At 64.5% G+C, this 15268-nt stretch carries 16 protein-coding genes; 1 reads left to right on the forward strand and 15 read right to left on the reverse strand.

What is annotated here, in order from left to right; genetic code table 11:
• Window positions 1–144: 144 nt before the first annotated feature.
• From ACCD07_RS22610 to ACCD07_RS22630, 5 genes are all read right to left on the reverse strand, one after another.
• Entirely contained in the window at window positions 145–1173 is a 1029-nt protein-coding gene (locus ACCD07_RS22610) for a MerR family transcriptional regulator (protein ID WP_413448639.1), read from the reverse strand.
• A gap of 15 nt (window positions 1174–1188) precedes the next feature.
• The gene (locus ACCD07_RS22615; RefSeq protein WP_413448640.1) at window positions 1189–2040 is read right to left on the reverse strand and encodes a class I SAM-dependent methyltransferase; all 852 of its coding nucleotides are present in this window, start codon (window positions 2038–2040) and stop codon (window positions 1189–1191) included.
• Between the two features lie 66 nt (window positions 2041–2106).
• Entirely contained in the window at window positions 2107–3012 is a 906-nt protein-coding gene (locus ACCD07_RS22620; protein WP_413448641.1) for a DNA-3-methyladenine glycosylase family protein, read from the reverse strand.
• The gene (locus ACCD07_RS22625) at window positions 3009–3899 is read right to left on the reverse strand and encodes a DMT family transporter (protein ID WP_176654137.1); all 891 of its coding nucleotides are present in this window, start codon (window positions 3897–3899) and stop codon (window positions 3009–3011) included. The genes ACCD07_RS22620 and ACCD07_RS22625 overlap by 4 nt, the downstream gene beginning before the upstream one ends.
• A gap of 112 nt (window positions 3900–4011) precedes the next feature.
• Window positions 4012–5034 carry an XdhC family protein gene (locus ACCD07_RS22630; RefSeq protein ID WP_176654138.1) on the reverse strand — a complete coding sequence of 341 codons (1023 nt, stop codon included), beginning with the start codon at window positions 5032–5034 and terminating at the stop codon, window positions 4012–4014.
• 45 nt (window positions 5035–5079) lie between these two features.
• Between ACCD07_RS22630 and ACCD07_RS22635 the strand changes: the two genes are divergently transcribed.
• Window positions 5080–5211 (forward strand): hypothetical protein, encoded by a 132-nt coding sequence (locus ACCD07_RS22635; RefSeq protein WP_353403246.1) that lies wholly within the window; start codon window positions 5080–5082, stop codon window positions 5209–5211.
• A 21-nt stretch (window positions 5212–5232) separates the two neighbouring features.
• Here ACCD07_RS22635 and ACCD07_RS22640 read toward each other — a convergent pair whose 3' ends face one another.
• The 10 genes from ACCD07_RS22640 to ACCD07_RS22685 all read right to left on the reverse strand — a co-directional run bounded on the left by ACCD07_RS22640 (window position 5233) and on the right by ACCD07_RS22685 (window position 15262).
• On the reverse strand, window positions 5233–5622 hold the full coding sequence (locus ACCD07_RS22640; RefSeq protein ID WP_176654139.1) for a surface-adhesin E family protein: 390 nt from the start codon (window positions 5620–5622) through the stop codon (window positions 5233–5235).
• A 15-nt stretch (window positions 5623–5637) separates the two neighbouring features.
• Window positions 5638–6750 (reverse strand): M48 family metallopeptidase, encoded by a 1113-nt coding sequence (locus ACCD07_RS22645; RefSeq protein ID WP_176654140.1) that lies wholly within the window; start codon window positions 6748–6750, stop codon window positions 5638–5640.
• 20 nt (window positions 6751–6770) lie between these two features.
• Complete coding sequence (dut, locus tag ACCD07_RS22650; RefSeq protein WP_176654141.1) at window positions 6771–7220, reverse strand: dUTP diphosphatase; 450 nt, start codon at window positions 7218–7220, stop codon at window positions 6771–6773.
• A complete protein-coding gene (gene coaBC, locus ACCD07_RS22655; protein ID WP_353403417.1) occupies window positions 7221–8444 on the reverse strand; it encodes a bifunctional phosphopantothenoylcysteine decarboxylase/phosphopantothenate--cysteine ligase CoaBC in 1224 nt (407 codons plus the stop codon).
• A 19-nt stretch (window positions 8445–8463) separates the two neighbouring features.
• Complete coding sequence (gene lspA / locus ACCD07_RS22660; RefSeq protein WP_353403244.1) at window positions 8464–8970, reverse strand: signal peptidase II; 507 nt, start codon at window positions 8968–8970, stop codon at window positions 8464–8466.
• A 65-nt stretch (window positions 8971–9035) separates the two neighbouring features.
• Window positions 9036–11903 (reverse strand): isoleucine--tRNA ligase, encoded by a 2868-nt coding sequence (gene ileS, locus ACCD07_RS22665; RefSeq protein ID WP_413448642.1) that lies wholly within the window; start codon window positions 11901–11903, stop codon window positions 9036–9038.
• Between the two features lie 63 nt (window positions 11904–11966).
• Window positions 11967–12938, reverse strand: a complete 972-nt coding sequence (locus tag ACCD07_RS22670) for a bifunctional riboflavin kinase/FAD synthetase (RefSeq protein WP_176654144.1) — start codon at window positions 12936–12938, stop codon at window positions 11967–11969.
• Window positions 12939–13050: 112 nt separating this feature from the next.
• Window positions 13051–14238, reverse strand: a complete 1188-nt coding sequence (locus ACCD07_RS22675) for a tetratricopeptide repeat protein (RefSeq protein WP_413448660.1) — start codon at window positions 14236–14238, stop codon at window positions 13051–13053.
• Between the two features lie 107 nt (window positions 14239–14345).
• Window positions 14346–14774, reverse strand: coding sequence for an ExbD/TolR family protein (locus ACCD07_RS22680; RefSeq protein WP_218087932.1), 429 nt, complete (start codon window positions 14772–14774; stop codon window positions 14346–14348).
• Between the two features lie 59 nt (window positions 14775–14833).
• Window positions 14834–15262, reverse strand: coding sequence for an ExbD/TolR family protein (locus tag ACCD07_RS22685; protein ID WP_353403241.1), 429 nt, complete (start codon window positions 15260–15262; stop codon window positions 14834–14836).
• Window positions 15263–15268 lie beyond the last annotated feature (6 nt).

Raw genomic sequence — 15268 nt, forward strand, 5'->3', positions numbered from 1 at the left:
CCCCCCCCCCCCCCCCCCCCCCCCGCCGCCCCCCCCCCCCCCGCCCCCGCCCCCCCCCCCGCCCCGCGGGGGCATACTGGTCTCCTGGGCGGTGGGCACCTCCGCGATGTTAGGACACAATATGGAGCATCACCTTACGTTCGATCAAGCCAGCGTGGCGTAGGACAGGCGGATGTAGTCAAGCATGGCGGGAGTGACCCAGGTGCCGTTCAACAGCGCGGGTTCCTGGTCGTGCGCGGCACGGATCTTGGCCAGCGTGGCCGGATCGCCGCCGATCTGCGCCAGGTAGAGCGCCATCCACTGGCGCGCCAGCGCTTGCGCCGACGGCGCGTCGTGCGGGATCCCGGTTTCCAGATGCCGATGCACGGCGGCGATCAGCGCAATCCATTCGTTCTGGTTCTTGCCGCTGTTCTCGCGCATGCCGCGCATCTCGTCGGCGCTCAGGTACTTCGCGTAGATGCACAGCTTGCGCGCGCCAAACGCCGCCGACACATACTGCTTCAGCGCCGGCGTGATGCGGGTGTGCTGCTGGGCCGCGGCCTCCTGGTCCAGCATCAGCGTCAGGCGGCGCGCGAACTCCGGATTGGCGGCGGTGTCGCGCTCCAACGTTTGCATCCAGCGTTCCGACAACGCGCCCGCTTGCGGGTCGTCCGCCGGCACGCCTTGCGCCATCAGCGTTTCCGCCTCGCCCACCAGCGCGATCCAGGCGGCGTTGCGGCGCGCATCCTGCTGCCAGAAGGGCAGGCGCCGCAACTCCTCCGGCGTGAAGTATCGTTCGTACAGGTTCATATGCTCCAGCGCCGCCAGCCAGTCTTCCAGTTCGGGATCGCTGCCGCTTGCCATTTGCTGTTGCAGCTGCGCGAGCTGCGCGCGCAGCGCGGTCGCCTGTTCGATCTGTTTGCCCAGCGCGGCGATCTGCTGCGCGACGATGTCGGCGAACGGCGCGTCGGGACTGGCGAGGAAGGTCGCGATGTCCGCCAGCGACATGCCGAACCGCCGCAGCGCCTGGATGTTGTGCAGCCGCGCGACGTCGGTGCGGTTGTAGAGACGGTAGCCGGAACCGGCGCGTGCCGACGGCGTCAGCAGGCCGATGCTGTCGTAGTGGTGCAGCGCGCGCACCGTCAGGCCGGAACGCGCGGCCAGTTCGCCGATCTTCAGTACTGATTTATCCATGCCGCATAGTTTACGTCAAACCGTGGCCCTGATCATGCGGAAGATGCCGCTCAGGCGCTGGCCGTTGTTGTGGCAGGCCAGATAGCGTTCTGTGAGCTCCTTCGGGCCGAAGTGTTCGACCTGGCTGTAGCCGAAGCGGCCCAGCATGTGCTCGAGCTTTTGCGGATCGAAAGAGCTGAGCAGGTGTTCGCCCTGCGCGGCCAGCGCCGTGGTCACCACTTGCAGGCCGGCGCGCTCGGCATCGGTCAGCTGGTCGTCGTGCACGCGGTAGTCGAACACGATGCTGCTGCCCGGCGCGCAATTGGCGATGTCCTGCAAGGTGTGCATCACCTGGTCCGGGCGCAGATACATGGTGACGCCCAGCCAGGAATGGCAGGCCGGCTTGTCGTCGGCCAGGCCGGCCCGCTGCAGGTCCGCGCTCAGTGTATCGTTTTCAAAATCGGTGGCGACGTAGCGCAGCGTCGCGGGTTCGCCGATGTCCGCCGCGCGCAGGCAGTCGCGCTTCCATTGCTGCGTGGCCGGCAGGTCGACTTCGAACAGGCGGGCGGATGGCGCGCAGTCGGCGCGGTAGGCATAGGTATCGAGGCCGGCGCCGAGGATCACGTATTGGTCGACCGCGCGGCGCTGCGCTTCGTACCAGCTGTCTTCGGCGAGGCGGGCGCGGACCGCCATCGTGGTGCGCATGGCGACGGAGAGCTGGTGGCGCTGGCGTACTCCATCGGCGCGCAACCGGGCTTCGGCATCGGGGCCAAGGATGCGCAGGGCGACAGAGTCGCGCAGGATCAGCGGCTCATCGAACAACTGGTGCGCGGCGCGCAGGGTGGCGGTCATCCAGGCGCTGGGCTTGGGGGCGGATGTGGGCTGCATGGTCATCTCCTTCACGATAATGCAGCCGATCGTAAAGCCTGACGTAGCGTCAGGCTCAAGCAAAATCTACTCGGGATCGCGAGGATGCAGGCTGGCCCACAGGTGGGCGGCGGCCATGGTGCGGTGAGGGCTGTATTGGGCGAGGATTTTTTCGGTGCGCGGCATGTCGGGCTTGGCGTCCTCGCCCAGCAAGGCTTGCAGCGCGGCGCGGATCGCCACGTCGCCGTGCAGCGAGCAGTCGGCGTAGCCATAGCCGCGCAACAGGCCGTAGTTGACGGTCCAGGGGCCGATGCCCTTGACGGCCAGCAGCGCGGCCGAAATCTGTTCGATGCTATTGGCTGGTGTGACGTCCAGCAGCAGTTCGCCGTCGCTGACCAGGTGGGCCAGCCGCAGCAAGGTCTCGGCCTTGGCGCGCGAGAATTTGCGGCTGGTGAGGTCGTCGACGGTCAGGCGCGCCACGTCGGCCGCGGTGGGGTAGCACCACAAGCCACTGCTGTGCTGGCGGCCGGCCTGCAAGATGAAGGTGCGGCGCAGCGAGATGGCGAACGACAGGTTGATCTGCTGGCCGATGATGGCCCATGTCAGCGCCTCGAACACGGTGGCCGACTGCACGATGCGCAGGCCGGGCTGCGCGCGCGTCAGCGGGCCGAACATCTTGTCCCCGGCGGCGAAGACGCTGAACGGTTCGGGATCGATGCGCAGGCCGAGGATGCTCAGCGCCGCCTCGCGCACCTGCTCCTGCGCGGCCTTGGACAGCTTGCCGTCGGCGTGGACGGTGCAGCCGGCGCTGGTCGGAGTTGAGACGCTGTCGGGCACGATCTCCAGCACCACCGGCACGCCGCCGGCCAGCATGCCTTTGCGCAGCCGCTCGGGACTCACTTCCTCGGCCACGCTTTCGGTGTCGCGGCTGTGGAAGGCCAGCACGTCATGCAGACGGTAGTTTGCCGGCAGGGATAGGGTAAAGGGCTTCACGCCGTCTTGGCCTTGCCGAGGAAGCCCAGGCTCGGACGGAAGCCGGTCACCAGCGCGGTGCCGGCGATGACCACGGCGGCGCCGACGAAGGTGTACCAGCCGACGCTCTCGCCGAGGAACAGCATGCCCCACAGGATGCCGAACAGGGGGCTGAGGAAGGTGACCGTCAGCGCCGACGACGGGCCGACGTCCTGGATCAGCCGGAAGTAGATCAGGTAAGCCACGCCGCTGCACAGGATGCCCAATGCGAGCACCGCGCCCATGATGCCGATGGTCGGTTCGCCCGGCGCCGGGAAGAACGGCAGCGCCGGCAGCACCAGCAGCGTCGACGCCCACATCGAGCCATGCGCGTTGGAGAACGGCTCGACGGCCTTGGCCTGCTTGGCGTAGTTGCTGGCGATGCCGTAGTTGAAGGAGGCGAACAGCACCGCCGCGATGGCGATGCCGGCGCCCGGCTTGGTGGTCACGTGGTCGAAGCCGACCAGCAGCGCGACGCCGCAGGCGCCCAGCAGCAGGCCGAACATCACCTTGGCGCTGACCATGCTTCGGGTCCAGATGGCGGCGATCAGCGTGCCCCACAGCGGCGTGGTGGCGTTCAGCACGGCCAGCAGGGAGGCCGACAGCGTGCGGGCGGCGAAGGCGAACATCAGGAACGGGACGGCGGAGTTGAACAGGCCGAGGATCAGGTAGTGCTTCCAGTTCTGGCGCAGGTTCAACGGCTTTTTCAGCACCAGCGCGATCACCGCCAGGAACAGCGAGGCGAACAGCACACGGTATTCGATCAGCACGGCGGCGCCCAGCACCGGCGCGGCGATCCGCATGAACAGGAAGGAGCCGCCCCAGATGGCGGCGAGGAAGATCAGGCGTAGCAGATTGGCGGTGCTCATGCGGATTCCAATTGTAGGTGCGGCGCCGGACAGCGCGGCGTCGCTATTGTCCCGCACTCGCGTGCGGCGGGCCAGCCGGTTCTTGCTTTTGAATTGTCCAGGCTTGCGCTTTTTATACCGCGCCGCTGTCGACCGCGCAGACTGCCTCGCCTGGCGCGACCGGCGAGGCGGCGTGCGGCACCAGCATCCCCGTTGGCACGCCGTTTTTAATCGCGGTCATCTCGGCCAGGATGGAAATCGCGATCTCGGACGGCGTCTTGCTGCCGATGTACAAGCCGATTGGCCCATGCAGGCGAGCCAGCTGTTCCGCCGTCAGGTCGAATTCCAGCAGCCGCTCGCGGCGCTTGCTGTTGTTCAGGCGTGAGCCGATCGCGCCGACATAGAAGGCGTCCGACTTCAGCGCCTCCATCAGCGCCAGGTCGTCCAGCTTCGGATCGTGGGTCAGCGCGACCACGGCGCTGCGGCGGTCGAGCTTCATGTCGATCACGATATCGTCCGGCATGTCGTGCACCAGCTGCACGCCGTCGACGTGCCAGCCGGCGCGGTATTCCTCGCGCGGGTCGCAGACGATGACGTGGTAGTCCATGGCCGTGGCGATCTGCGCCAGGAAGCGCGACAACTGGCCGGCGCCGATGATCAACAGGCGCCAGCGCGGGCCGTGCAAGGTCACCATGGCGCGTTCGCTGACCTGCATCTGCGCGCCCGGCGCGGCCTTGGCCAGTTCCACTTCGCCGGTCTGCAGATCGAGCCGGCGCTGCACCAGCTCGTGCTGTTCCAGCCGCACCAGCAGTTCGGCGATGCGGCTGCGCCCGGACAGCGGCTCGATCGCCAGTTCGATGGTGCCGCCGCAGGGCAGGCCGAAGCGGTGCGCCTCGTCGGCGGTGATGCCGTAGCTGACGATTTCGGGAATGTCGCGGCTGATGCCCTCGTCGCGCACGCGGGCGATCAGGTCGTCCTCGATGCAGCCGCCCGAGACGGAGCCGATCACCGTGCCGTCTTCGCAGATGGCCAGCGTGGCGCCCACCGGACGGGGACTGGAGCCCCAAGTCTTGATGACGGTGATCAGTTCGCAGCGGCGCCCGGCGGCGATCCATGCTGCGCTGGTTTTGAGTACTTCGAGATCGATACTATCCATGGATGGAATATACTACGCCTCTACAAAGCTTGCAGGGACTGCCCCATGACCAACCCAAAGGAAGACGACGGCTCGCCTAAATTCGGCCGTTTGCTGATCGTGCTGATACTTGCCGTGCTGCTGTGCGCCGGCCTGACCTGGCTGATGGGGAATGTGTTTCCCAATTTTCCCAACTAAGTTCCCAACTAAGTTCCCCGGCTAGCCCTTGCAGACGGCCGCCAGCGCGTTGTCGAACGGGCTGTCCGGCACGATGTCTTCCGGGCTGAATTTCTCGTATTTGTAGTTTTCAACCGGCTCGCCCTTGCCCATGGCTTCCGGATAGTAGATCTGCGACAGCAGCACCGTGGTGCGGTCCTCGCAGGAATACACGTGCAGCGCCTTGACCGAGCGGTAAGGCTTGCCCTCGGGCGTGATTTGCGGCTTGCTGAAGGTGTGCATGGACCAGACCTTGCGGGTCTTGTCGGCCTTGATGATGCTGCCCTTGTCGATGTAGAAGACGTCCGTCTTGCCGCCGCCAACCCGCGCCCATTGCGCCGCCTGGACCCCGCCGCACATCAGTATCAACATGAATGCCAACAAGCGGCGCATGGCTGTCTCCCGGTTTTACGGCATCAGTGTTTTCTTGGCCGCCTGCTTGCCTTTGATTTCGACGATGGTCTGGTCGATCACGGTGAGGCGCTTGCCGATGGCGGGATGGGTGGCAGTATAACCGTTCAGCACCGTCGCCGGATATTGGGCGGCCATGCGCTGCCAGAAGGCGTGCGCGTGATCGAGGTTGTAGCCGGCGCGTGCCACCATGTACAGCGACAGGTAGTCGGCCGCCGTGTCCAGATCGGCCGGCACCGGCTTGACGCCGGCGCTGCCGATCAGCATCGACAGGTCCGGCCGCACGGCGACCAGGTTGTCGATGATGCTGCCGACGGTGTAGGCCTGCTTGGTGATGGCGGCGTGGCCCAGCACATTGTGGGCGATGTCCTTGGCCAGCACGTAGGCGATGTTCTCGTCGGTTTGCGCGAAGTTGACCATGCCGCGCGTGATCATCACGCGCTGGCCGTCGGAATAGGAATTGATGTTGTCCGAATTGCCGATGTCGATCTTGAAAGCGCAGGCGCGGGTGACCGGTACGTTCAGTTCCTGGTTGCGGCCATTGCGGGCGACGATCAGGTTCAGCGACTGGTGGCCCGATACCAGCGGGCCGAGGATGCCGGCCGCCTGCGTTTCGGCGTTCTGGCCGGTCGGCAGGCTCTTCGTTTCGGCCGCCACCAGGCCGTCGCCCTTGCGCAGGCCGGCGCGCGAGGCGCCGCTGCCGGACAGCACGCTGGCCACTTCGAGGCGGTCGCCGTAGTTCAGCACCGCTTGCGCGGCGTCGACGAATTCGCCGGTGTACGAGTATTTGTTCTTGGCGGTGAAGCCGAGCAGGTTGCGCGCCTGCGTGCGACACAGGTCCGCATTGTTGATCAGCAGGGGACCGGCGATGCGGTACAGGCGGTCCTGCAGCGCCACCATCTGGCCCAGCGCCTCGCGCGCGGCGGCCATCTTGGCGGTGACCACCGGCGGTTCTTCGTTGATGACGCGGGCCACCACCGGCGCCGGTTCGGGCGCCGCGGGTTTGGATTTGAAGACCGAGCAGGCCGATAGCAGGGAGACCGCCGCCACGGTGGTCAAACGCCAAGACAACGAAGCGAGTTTATTGATTTTCTTTGTCTGCTGGACCATCCCGGTCTCCGTATGTTTTTTTAGTGTTTTCCAGTGCTGCCGAAGCCGCCGGCACCGCGTTCGCTGGTGTCGAACTCCTCGACCACGTTGAAACCGACCTGCAGCACCGGCACGATGATCAGCTGCGCCAGGCGTTCCATCGGGTTCAGCGTGAAGGCGCTGTGGCCGCGGTTCCAGGTCGAGATCATCAGCTGGCCCTGATAGTCGGAGTCGATCAAGCCTACCAGATTCCCCAGCACGATGCCGTTTTTGTGGCCCATGCCGCTGCGCGGCAGGATCATGGCGGCGTAGCCCGGATCGGCGACGTGGATCGCCAGGCCGGTAGGAATCAGCACGGTCTGGCCGGCTTCGATGACCATAGGCGCGTCGATGCAGGCGCGCAGGTCGAGACCGGCGGAACCCGGGGTGGCGTAGGCCGGCAGCTGGTCTTTCATGCGCGGGTCGAGGATTTTGACGTCGATGTTTTTCATTTATTTGGCAAATAAGGAGTGCTGGGAGATCCGTTTGGAGATCTCGGAAATCAGTTGGCGCGCCAAGGTCAGTTTGTCGGCGCGCGGCAAAATGGTGTGGCCGTTCTCGTCGAACAGGATGATGGTGTTGTCGTCCTGGCCGAAGGTGTGGTGGCCGATATTCCCGACCAGCAGGGGGATGCCTTTTTTCTCGCGCTTGTCGGCGCCGAACTGGATCAGGTTTTCCGATTCGGCGGCGAAGCCCACGCAGTAAGGATAGCCGGCCAGCGTGGTGCGGGCGGCGACGGTGGCCAGGATGTCCGGGTTCTGCTCGAACTTCAGGTCCGGCACCGAGCCGTCCGGGTTCTTTTTCAGTTTCTGCTCGCTGGAATTGGACACGCGCCAGTCGGCGACGGCGGCCACCGCGATGAAGATGTGCTGGTGGTCGACGTTGGCCATCACCGCGTCGTGCATCTGCATGGCGCTTTGCACGTTGATGCGGGTGACGCCGAACGGCGCCGGCAGCGCGGTCGGGCCGGACACCAGGATCACTTCGGCGCCGGCTTCGCGCGCGGCGCGGGCCACGGCGTAGCCCATCTTGCCCGAGGACAGATTGGTGATGCCGCGCACCGGGTCGATCGGTTCGAAGGTCGGGCCGGCGGTGATCAGGATGCGCTTGCCCGCCAGGACCTTCTGCTGGAACGACGCGATCAGCTCTTCGAGCAGCTGCGCCGGTTCCAGCATGCGGCCCATGCCCACTTCGCCGCAGGCCTGGTCGCCGGCGGCCGGTCCGAAGATGACGATGCCGTCCTCGCGCAGCTGCTGCGCGTTGCGCTGGGTGGCCGGGTTCTGCCACATCTCCACGTTCATGGCGGGAGCGACCAGCAGCGGCACGTGGCGCGGACGCGCCAGGCACATGGTCGACAGCAGGTCGTCGCAGACGCCGTGCGCCAGCTTGACCATGAAGTCGGCGGAGCAGGGCGCGATCATGATGGCGTCTGCGTCGCGGGTGACGTCGATGTGAGCCATGTTGTTGTCCACGCGCGGATCCCACTGGCTGCTGAACACCTTCTGGCCGGACAGCGCCTGCATGGTGACGGCGGTGATGAAGTGGGCCGCGGCGTCGGTCATCACGACCTGCACCGAGGCGCCGGCCTTGGTCAGCGCGCGGCACAGTTCCGCGGCCTTGTAGCAGGCCACGCCGCCGGACAGGCCGAGGACGATTTTCTTACCGGTGAGTTCCATCATGGTGCTACCTCAGTGGTTAACGATTCACCCGGCGCAGCTCGTCCAGGATGAACAGGCCGGCGCCAAGACAGATGGCCGAGTCGGCGAGGTTGAACGCGGCGAAGTGGCCGAATCCCTGCCAGTGGAAGTCCAGGAAGTCGATCACATGGCCGTAGATCAGGCGGTCGATGACGTTGCCGATGGCGCCGCCCAGGATCAGCGACAGCGCCCACGAGAACATGCGCTGGCCGCCGTGCTTTTTCAGCAGGATGATGATGTAGATCGCCGCGCCGATGCCGATGGCGGTGAAGAAGTAGCGCTGCCAGCCGCCGCTGTTGGAGAGGAAGCTGAAGGCCGCGCCCTTGTTGTAGGCCAGTACCAGGTTGAAGAACGAGGTGATGACTTTCTCTTCGCCGAGCTGGAAGGTCTTGGCGATGGTGATCTTGGACAGCTGGTCGAACAGGATGACGATGGCGGCAATGCCCAGCCAAGGCGTGAGGCTCGACGAGGATTTGGTCGGGAAGATTTTTTTAGTGGTGGCCATAAAATATTCGGTTGGTTCGTGGCGACGGTGCCGCCGATCGGGGTTGGAGATCGGCGGCCATCATATTAAGCGAACTTGCGTTTTTCGCCCGCACCAAACAGATTGCTGTGGCAGCGGCCGCACAGGGTCGGATGGTCCGCATGCGAGCCCACGTCGGCGCGGTAGTGCCAGCAGCGCTCGCACTTTTCAGCCGCCGAGGCGACCACTTCGACCGCCTCGTCCGCTTCGTTCTCCACCTGCACCGCCTGCGCGGCGGAGGTGATGAAGACGAACTTCAGGTCGTCGTCCAGGCTGGCCAGCAGCTGGTACTTGGCGCCGGCGGCCTTGATCGACAGTTCCGCCTGCAGCGACGAGCCGATCGCGCCCGAGGTGCGCAGGTCTTCCAGCTGCTTGGTGACGTCGGTGCGGACCGCGCGCAGGGCGGTGTACTTGTCCAGCAGGGCGGCCGCGTCGGCGGGCTGCGGCAGCGTCCACCAGGTTTGCGTGAAGATGGTCTCGTCGCTGGCCTTGTAGGCTTCCGGACCGGCGAAGATGGCCCAGGCTTCCTCGGCCGTGAACGACAGCGCCGGCGCCATCACGCGCAGCAGGCTTTGCGTGATGTGCCACAGCGCGGTCTGCGCCGAGCGGCGCGCCGGCGACGTCACGGCGGACGTGTACAGGCGGTCCTTCAGGATGTCGAGGTAGAAGCCGCCCAGGTCTTCCGAGCAGTAGTTCTGCAGCTTGGAATAGACCGGCTGGAATTCGTACTGCATGTAGTGCTCGGCGATTTCCGCCTGCAGCGCGGCCATGTTGGCGATCGCGTAGCGGTCGATCTCCAGCATCTGGTCGATGGCCACGGCGTCCTTGGATGCGTCGAAGTCCGACAGGTTGGCCAGCAGGAAGCGCAGCGTGTTGCGGATGCGGCGATAGGCTTCGGTGACGCGCTTGAGGATCTCGTCGGAGATCGACAGCTCGCCGGTGTAGTCGGTGGTGGCCACCCACAGGCGCAGCATGTCGGCGCCCAGCTTGTTCCAGACGTCCTGCGGCGCGACCGTGTTGCCGACCGACTTGGACATCTTCTTGCCTTCGCCGTCGACCACGAAGCCATGCGTCAGCAGGGCCTTGTAAGGCGGCGCGCCGTTCAGCATCGACGACGTCAGCAGCGACGAGTGGAACCAGCCGCGGTGCTGGTCCGAGCCTTCCAGGTACAGGTCGGCCGGGAAGGCCGACTGCTCCTTGTGCGAGCCGCGCAGTACCGTCTGGTGGGTCGAGCCGGAGTCGAACCAGACGTCCAGCGTGTCCTTGTTCTTTTCGTAGATGGCCGCTTCGTCGCCGATCAGGTCCTTCAGGTCCAGCGCCAGCCAGGCGTCGATGCCGCTCTTCTCGATCAGCTTTGCCACCTGCTCCAGCAGCTCCGGCGTGCGCGGATGCAGCGCGCCGGTTTCCTTGTGCACCACGAAGGCCATCGGCACGCCCCACTGGCGCTGGCGCGACAGCGTCCAGTCCGGACGGTTGGCGATCATGCCGTGCAGGCGCGCCTGGCCCCAGTCCGGGAAGAACCGGGTTTCGGCGATGCCCTTGAGCGCGGTTTCGCGCAGCGTATGGCCGCCGTCCTTCGGCTTGACGTCCATGCCGGCGAACCACTGCGAGGTGGCGCGGTAGATGATCGGCGTCTTGTGGCGCCAGCAGTGCATATAGCTGTGGTCGAACATCTTCACTTCGAACAGCGCGCCCACTTCCTTCAGCGCGGCGCAGATCGGCTTGGACGCCTCCCAGATCGTCATGCCGCCGAACAGCGGCAGCGAGGCGGCGAATTTGCCGTCGCCCATCACCGGGGTCAGGATCTGCTCGTCCTTCAGGCCGTGCGCGCGGCACGAGATGAAGTCGTCCAGGCCGTAGGCGGGCGCCGAGTGCACCACGCCGGTGCCGCTTTCGGTGGTCACGTATTCGGCCAGATACATCGGCGACAGGCGGTCGTAGAACGCGTCCGACGCGTGCAGCGGGTGGCGGAAGCTGATGCCGCCCAGCGCCGCGCCGTGGCAGGTGGCGATGGTGGTGCCTTCGAGCTTGTAGCGCGCCAGGCAGGCCTCGACCAGGTCTTGCGCCAGGATCAGCAGCAGGGGCTGGCCGTCACGCTCGGTCTGCACCAGCGAGTAGATCACCTCGGCGTTGACGTTCAGCGCCTGGTTGGACGGGATGGTCCATGGGGTCGTGGTCCAGATGACGACGAAACCGTTCTCGGTCGGCAGCTTGTCCAGGCCGAAGGCGGCGGACAGCTTGTCGAACTCGGCGAACTTGAAGCCGACGTCGATCGCCGGGTCGCGCTTGTCCTGGTATTCCACCTCGGCCTCGGCCAGCGCGGACTGGCAGTCGAAGCACCAGTTGACCGGCTTCAAGCCGCGATAGACGTAGCCTTTTTCCAGCAGCGTGCCGAGGGCGCGCAGTTCGTCGGCCTCGTTCGAGTAGTTCATCGTCAGGTAAGGATTCTGCCATTCGCCCAGCACGCCCAGGCGGATGAAGTCCTTACGCTGGCGGTCGACCTGCTCCAGCGCGTAGGCGCGGGCCTTGGTCAGCACTTCGGCGGTCGGCAGGTTCTTGCCGTATTGTTTTTCGATCTGGATCTCGATCGGCATGCCGTGGCAGTCCCAGCCCGGCACGTACGGTGCGTCGTAGCCGGCCAGGCCGCGCGCCTTGACCACCATGTCCTTGAGGATCTTGTTGACGGCGTGGCCGATGTGGATGTCGCCGTTGGCGTACGGCGGGCCGTCGTGCAGGATGAACTTGGGACGGCCGGCGGCGGCCTTGCGCACGCGCTCGTAGATTTTCTTGTCTTGCCATTCCTTGACCCAGTTCGGCTCGCGCTTGGCCATATCGCCGCGCATCGGGAACGGGGTTTCGGTCATATTGACCGGGTATTTGCTTTCAGGCTTCTTTGCAGATTTGTTGTCGGACATGGTTTTTCTTCAGTGATGTATTCGGGGTGTCTGTGTAGCCGGCGCGCGTAGCTGGTCGCGCGGCTAAATTCGGTCGGTGGCGTTGGTCGCGCCTACGCGCTCTTTGAAAAAGTCGCGGGCGATGGCCGCATCGCGGTCGATGGCGGCGGTCAGCGTCGGCAGGTCGACGTATTTTTCCTCGTCGCGTATCTTGTGCAGGAACTCGACGCGCACCTGCTTGCCGTAGCAGTTTTCGGCGAAGTCGAACACGTGCACCTCCAGCAGCACGCGGCCGCTGTCGTCGACGGTCGGGCGCACGCCCAGGCTGGCGACGGCCGGCAGCGGCTGCGCGGCCAGGCCGTGCACCTGCACGATGAAGATGCCGGACAGGGCGGGGCGGTGCGGCACGCGCAGGTTCAGGGTCGGGAAGCCCAGCGTGCGGCCCAGCTTCTGGCCGTGGATCACGTGGCCGGAGATCGCATAAGGATGGCCCAGCAGCGCCTGGGCGTGCCGGAAGTCGCCCTCGGCCAGCGCGGCGCGCACGGCGGAGGAGGAGATGCGGATGCTGCCGTTCATCACGGTCGGCAGGGTCTCGACGTGGAAGCCGTAGTGCCTGCCCGCTTCCAGCAGCATCTGCACGTTGCCGGCGCGGCGGGCGCCATAGCAGAAGTCGTCGCCGACCATCAGCCATTTGACGTGCAGGCCCTCGACCAGCACTTTTTCGGTGAATTCCTGCGGCGTCAGGGCGGCGAAGGGCGCCGAGAAGTGCTCGACGATGACGCGGTCGATGCCGTTGTCGGACAGCGATTGCAGCTTGTCGCGCAGGTTGGCGATGCGCGGCGGCGCCTTCGACAGGTCGCCGGCCTTGTGCGCGAAGAATTCGCGCGGATGCGGTTCGAAGGTCATCACGGCCGCCTCCAGCCCGAGGCCGGTGGCGGCCGCGCGCACGCGGCCCAGCAATGCCTGGTGGCCGAGGTGGACACCGTCAAAGTTGCCGATCGTGAGCGCGCAGGGCGCGCGCGCCGCTGCATTGGGAAGACCTCGAAATACCTTCATGGGAATCTGCTAAGAACTATCGCGAAATAGAGGATTATACGGGGAATCCCTCGAAGCGAAAAAAAAGCGCTGCCGGCGGACCGGGCAGCGCTTTTTCGCGGCAACTCCCGAATTACATCGGGTGGTTGATGTTCAGGGTCCAGTAGCGGGCCAGGTCGGCGGCGCCGTCCTTGCCTTTGACCGATTTCAGCGTCGACAGCGCGGCGGCTTTCTTGCCGGCGATCGATTGGGCGATGCCCTGGTGCAGTTTCACGGTTTCAGGATACTTGGCCGTGCCCAGCTTGACAGCCTGGTCCATCAGCGCCAGGCCCTTGTCGGCCTTGCCCTGGGAAACCAGCGCGTAGCCCATGTTGGCCAGCGCGTCGGCGTCCTTGTTCTTGACGGCTTCGGCTTCGTTGGCGGCTTGCTTGGCGTCGAACTCGGCCTGGGTCTTGGTGGCCAGGTCTTTCAGGCGCTGGTGACGAGGGGCGTCGGAACCGGTGCCCAGCGCGCCTTTCTTGTAGCCCTGGTCGATGATCTTGATGGCTTCAGCGGGATTGCCCGCTTGCAGCGCCAGCTGGGACATCTCCATGTACTCGCCCGGCTTGGTCAGCAGGCCGTTGGCCAGGCGCAGGCGCAGCACGTCCAGCGACAGCGTCGGCGAGAAGCCAGGCTTGCCCGACACGCGGTTCAGCAGGTCGGCCCAGTAGCTGGTCTTCGGATAGGCGCCGGCCAGGCGCTCCAGCGTCTGCACATAGCCTTCCTTGTCGTTTTGCTTGAGCTGGATGTTGGCCAGCATCTGCAGCGACGCTTCCGAACCGGCTTTCGACGATTGCAGCTCCTTGGCCGCTTCCGAGTATTTGCCGCTGATGTAGTAGGTCTGGATCAGCAGTTCATGCATCTGGCCGTCGTTTGGATTGTCTTTCAGCGAACGCTGGATCCAGGTGATGGCTTTTGGGTAGTCCTTGGCGCGGTAGTAGATGCCGGCCAGGGCCTGGGTGAATTTTGGTTGTTCGGCAGGCGACAGCTTGCCGGAATTGATGACCGCTTCGAAGGCCTTGGCGGCGGCGTCGTTATCGCCAGCGGCAGCTGCGGCCGAAGCGCGGGTGCGCTCGATCAAATAGGATTCGTGTGGGGACTTGCCACCGACAGCGTCGGCTTCTTTCAGTTTGGCGAGAGCTTCCTTGTTCTTGCCTGCCGCAGCCAGTTTCTGTGCTTCTTGCAATGGTTTGCCGATTTCAGCACGCACCGCGTCGGCCGCGTAGGCAACCGAGGAAAGACCAACCATAGGAGCTGCTGCAGTGAAACCAATAGCGGCCATTACCAGGCCGAGATGAGCGAGACGAAACTTGGTCATGGGTAAGTTTTCTTTCTTCAAAATGCGAAATAGGCAGGAATGGTCCTGCCTATCGTTGAACATAGAACTGATTATTGGAACTGTTCGTTGCCGACCAGGCCAATCTTGGTCACGCCGAGACGCTGAGCCGAAGCCATCACGCCTGCCACGACTTTGTACGACACCAGCTTGTTCGGACGCAGATGCACTTCCGGCTGGTCAGCTTGCGCTGCGACATCGGTCAGCTTTGCTTCCAGGGTGCCGCGGTCGGGAACGACAGCGTTATCCCACAGAATCGTGCCGTCGAAGTCGACGTCAATCGTGATCACCACAGGTTCCTTGGTAGGCGGTGGCGGGGTGCCGACCGGCATATTCAAGTTCACCGAGTGGTTGGCTTTTGGAATCGTAATGATCATCATGATAATCAGCACCAGCATCACGTCGATGAGGGGCGTCATGTTCATTTCCATCATTGGTTCCGGATCCGCGCCACCGCTTGGGGAGCCGACATTCATACTCATGGTGTTTCCTTTTAAGAAGGGCAGGCCCGGAGTCCAGGCCTGCGATGCACTAGAGGGAATTAACCCTTGTCAGGCGGTTCGGTGATGAAGCCGACCTTCTGAATACCAGCGCGCTGGGTAGTGTAAATAACCTTGCCGATAGCTTCGTAGCGAGTTTCTTGGTCGCCACGTACATGTACTTCCGGCTGAGGCAATTTGACCGCTTCCACCTTCAGATTGTCGAACAACTCATTCGCGTCGCGCATCCTCCGCTGATTCCAGTAGATATCGCCATCCTTGCTGACAACGATGTTGACATCTTCCGGCTTGGTCTGGATAACCTGGTTGGCTTCTTCCGGCAGCTTGATCTTGATCAGCTTCAAAACAACCGGGCTCGTGATCAGGAAGATAATCAGCAGAACCAACATGATGTCCACCAGGGGCGTCGTGTTGATTTCTGACATGACTTGATCTTCGTCTCCGCTATCGGAGCCTACGGACATCGACATGATTAA

The sequence above is a fragment of the Duganella sp. Dugasp56 genome (assembly GCF_047304105.1).
GTDB classification, from domain to species: Bacteria; Pseudomonadota; Gammaproteobacteria; order Burkholderiales; family Burkholderiaceae_D; genus Rugamonas; species Rugamonas hordei.

Coding starts and splice junctions, on each gene's coding strand:
- ACCD07_RS22610 (WP_413448639.1), bottom strand. CDS start 1,173: ATGGATAAATCAGTACTGAAGATCGGCGAACTGGCCGCGCGTTCCGGC.
- ACCD07_RS22615 (WP_413448640.1), bottom strand. CDS start 2,040: ATGCAGCCCACATCCGCCCCCAAGCCCAGCGCCTGGATGACCGCCACC.
- ACCD07_RS22625 (WP_176654137.1), bottom strand. CDS start 3,899: ATGAGCACCGCCAATCTGCTACGCCTGATCTTCCTCGCCGCCATCTGG.
- ACCD07_RS22630 (WP_176654138.1), bottom strand. CDS start 5,034: ATGGATAGTATCGATCTCGAAGTACTCAAAACCAGCGCAGCATGGATC.
- ACCD07_RS22635 (WP_353403246.1), top strand. CDS start 5,080: ATGACCAACCCAAAGGAAGACGACGGCTCGCCTAAATTCGGCCGTTTG.
- ACCD07_RS22640 (WP_176654139.1), bottom strand. CDS start 5,622: ATGCGCCGCTTGTTGGCATTCATGTTGATACTGATGTGCGGCGGGGTC.
- ACCD07_RS22645 (WP_176654140.1), bottom strand. CDS start 6,750: ATGGTCCAGCAGACAAAGAAAATCAATAAACTCGCTTCGTTGTCTTGG.
- dut (WP_176654141.1), bottom strand. CDS start 7,220: ATGAAAAACATCGACGTCAAAATCCTCGACCCGCGCATGAAAGACCAG.
- coaBC (WP_353403417.1), bottom strand. CDS start 8,444: ATGGAACTCACCGGTAAGAAAATCGTCCTCGGCCTGTCCGGCGGCGTG.
- lspA (WP_353403244.1), bottom strand. CDS start 8,970: ATGGCCACCACTAAAAAAATCTTCCCGACCAAATCCTCGTCGAGCCTC.
- ileS (WP_413448642.1), bottom strand. CDS start 11,903: ATGTCCGACAACAAATCTGCAAAGAAGCCTGAAAGCAAATACCCGGTC.
- ACCD07_RS22670 (WP_176654144.1), bottom strand. CDS start 12,938: ATGAAGGTATTTCGAGGTCTTCCCAATGCAGCGGCGCGCGCGCCCTGC.
- ACCD07_RS22675 (WP_413448660.1), bottom strand. CDS start 14,238: ATGGCCGCTATTGGTTTCACTGCAGCAGCTCCTATGGTTGGTCTTTCC.
- ACCD07_RS22680 (WP_218087932.1), bottom strand. CDS start 14,774: ATGAGTATGAATGTCGGCTCCCCAAGCGGTGGCGCGGATCCGGAACCA.
- ACCD07_RS22685 (WP_353403241.1), bottom strand. CDS start 15,262: ATGTCGATGTCCGTAGGCTCCGATAGCGGAGACGAAGATCAAGTCATG.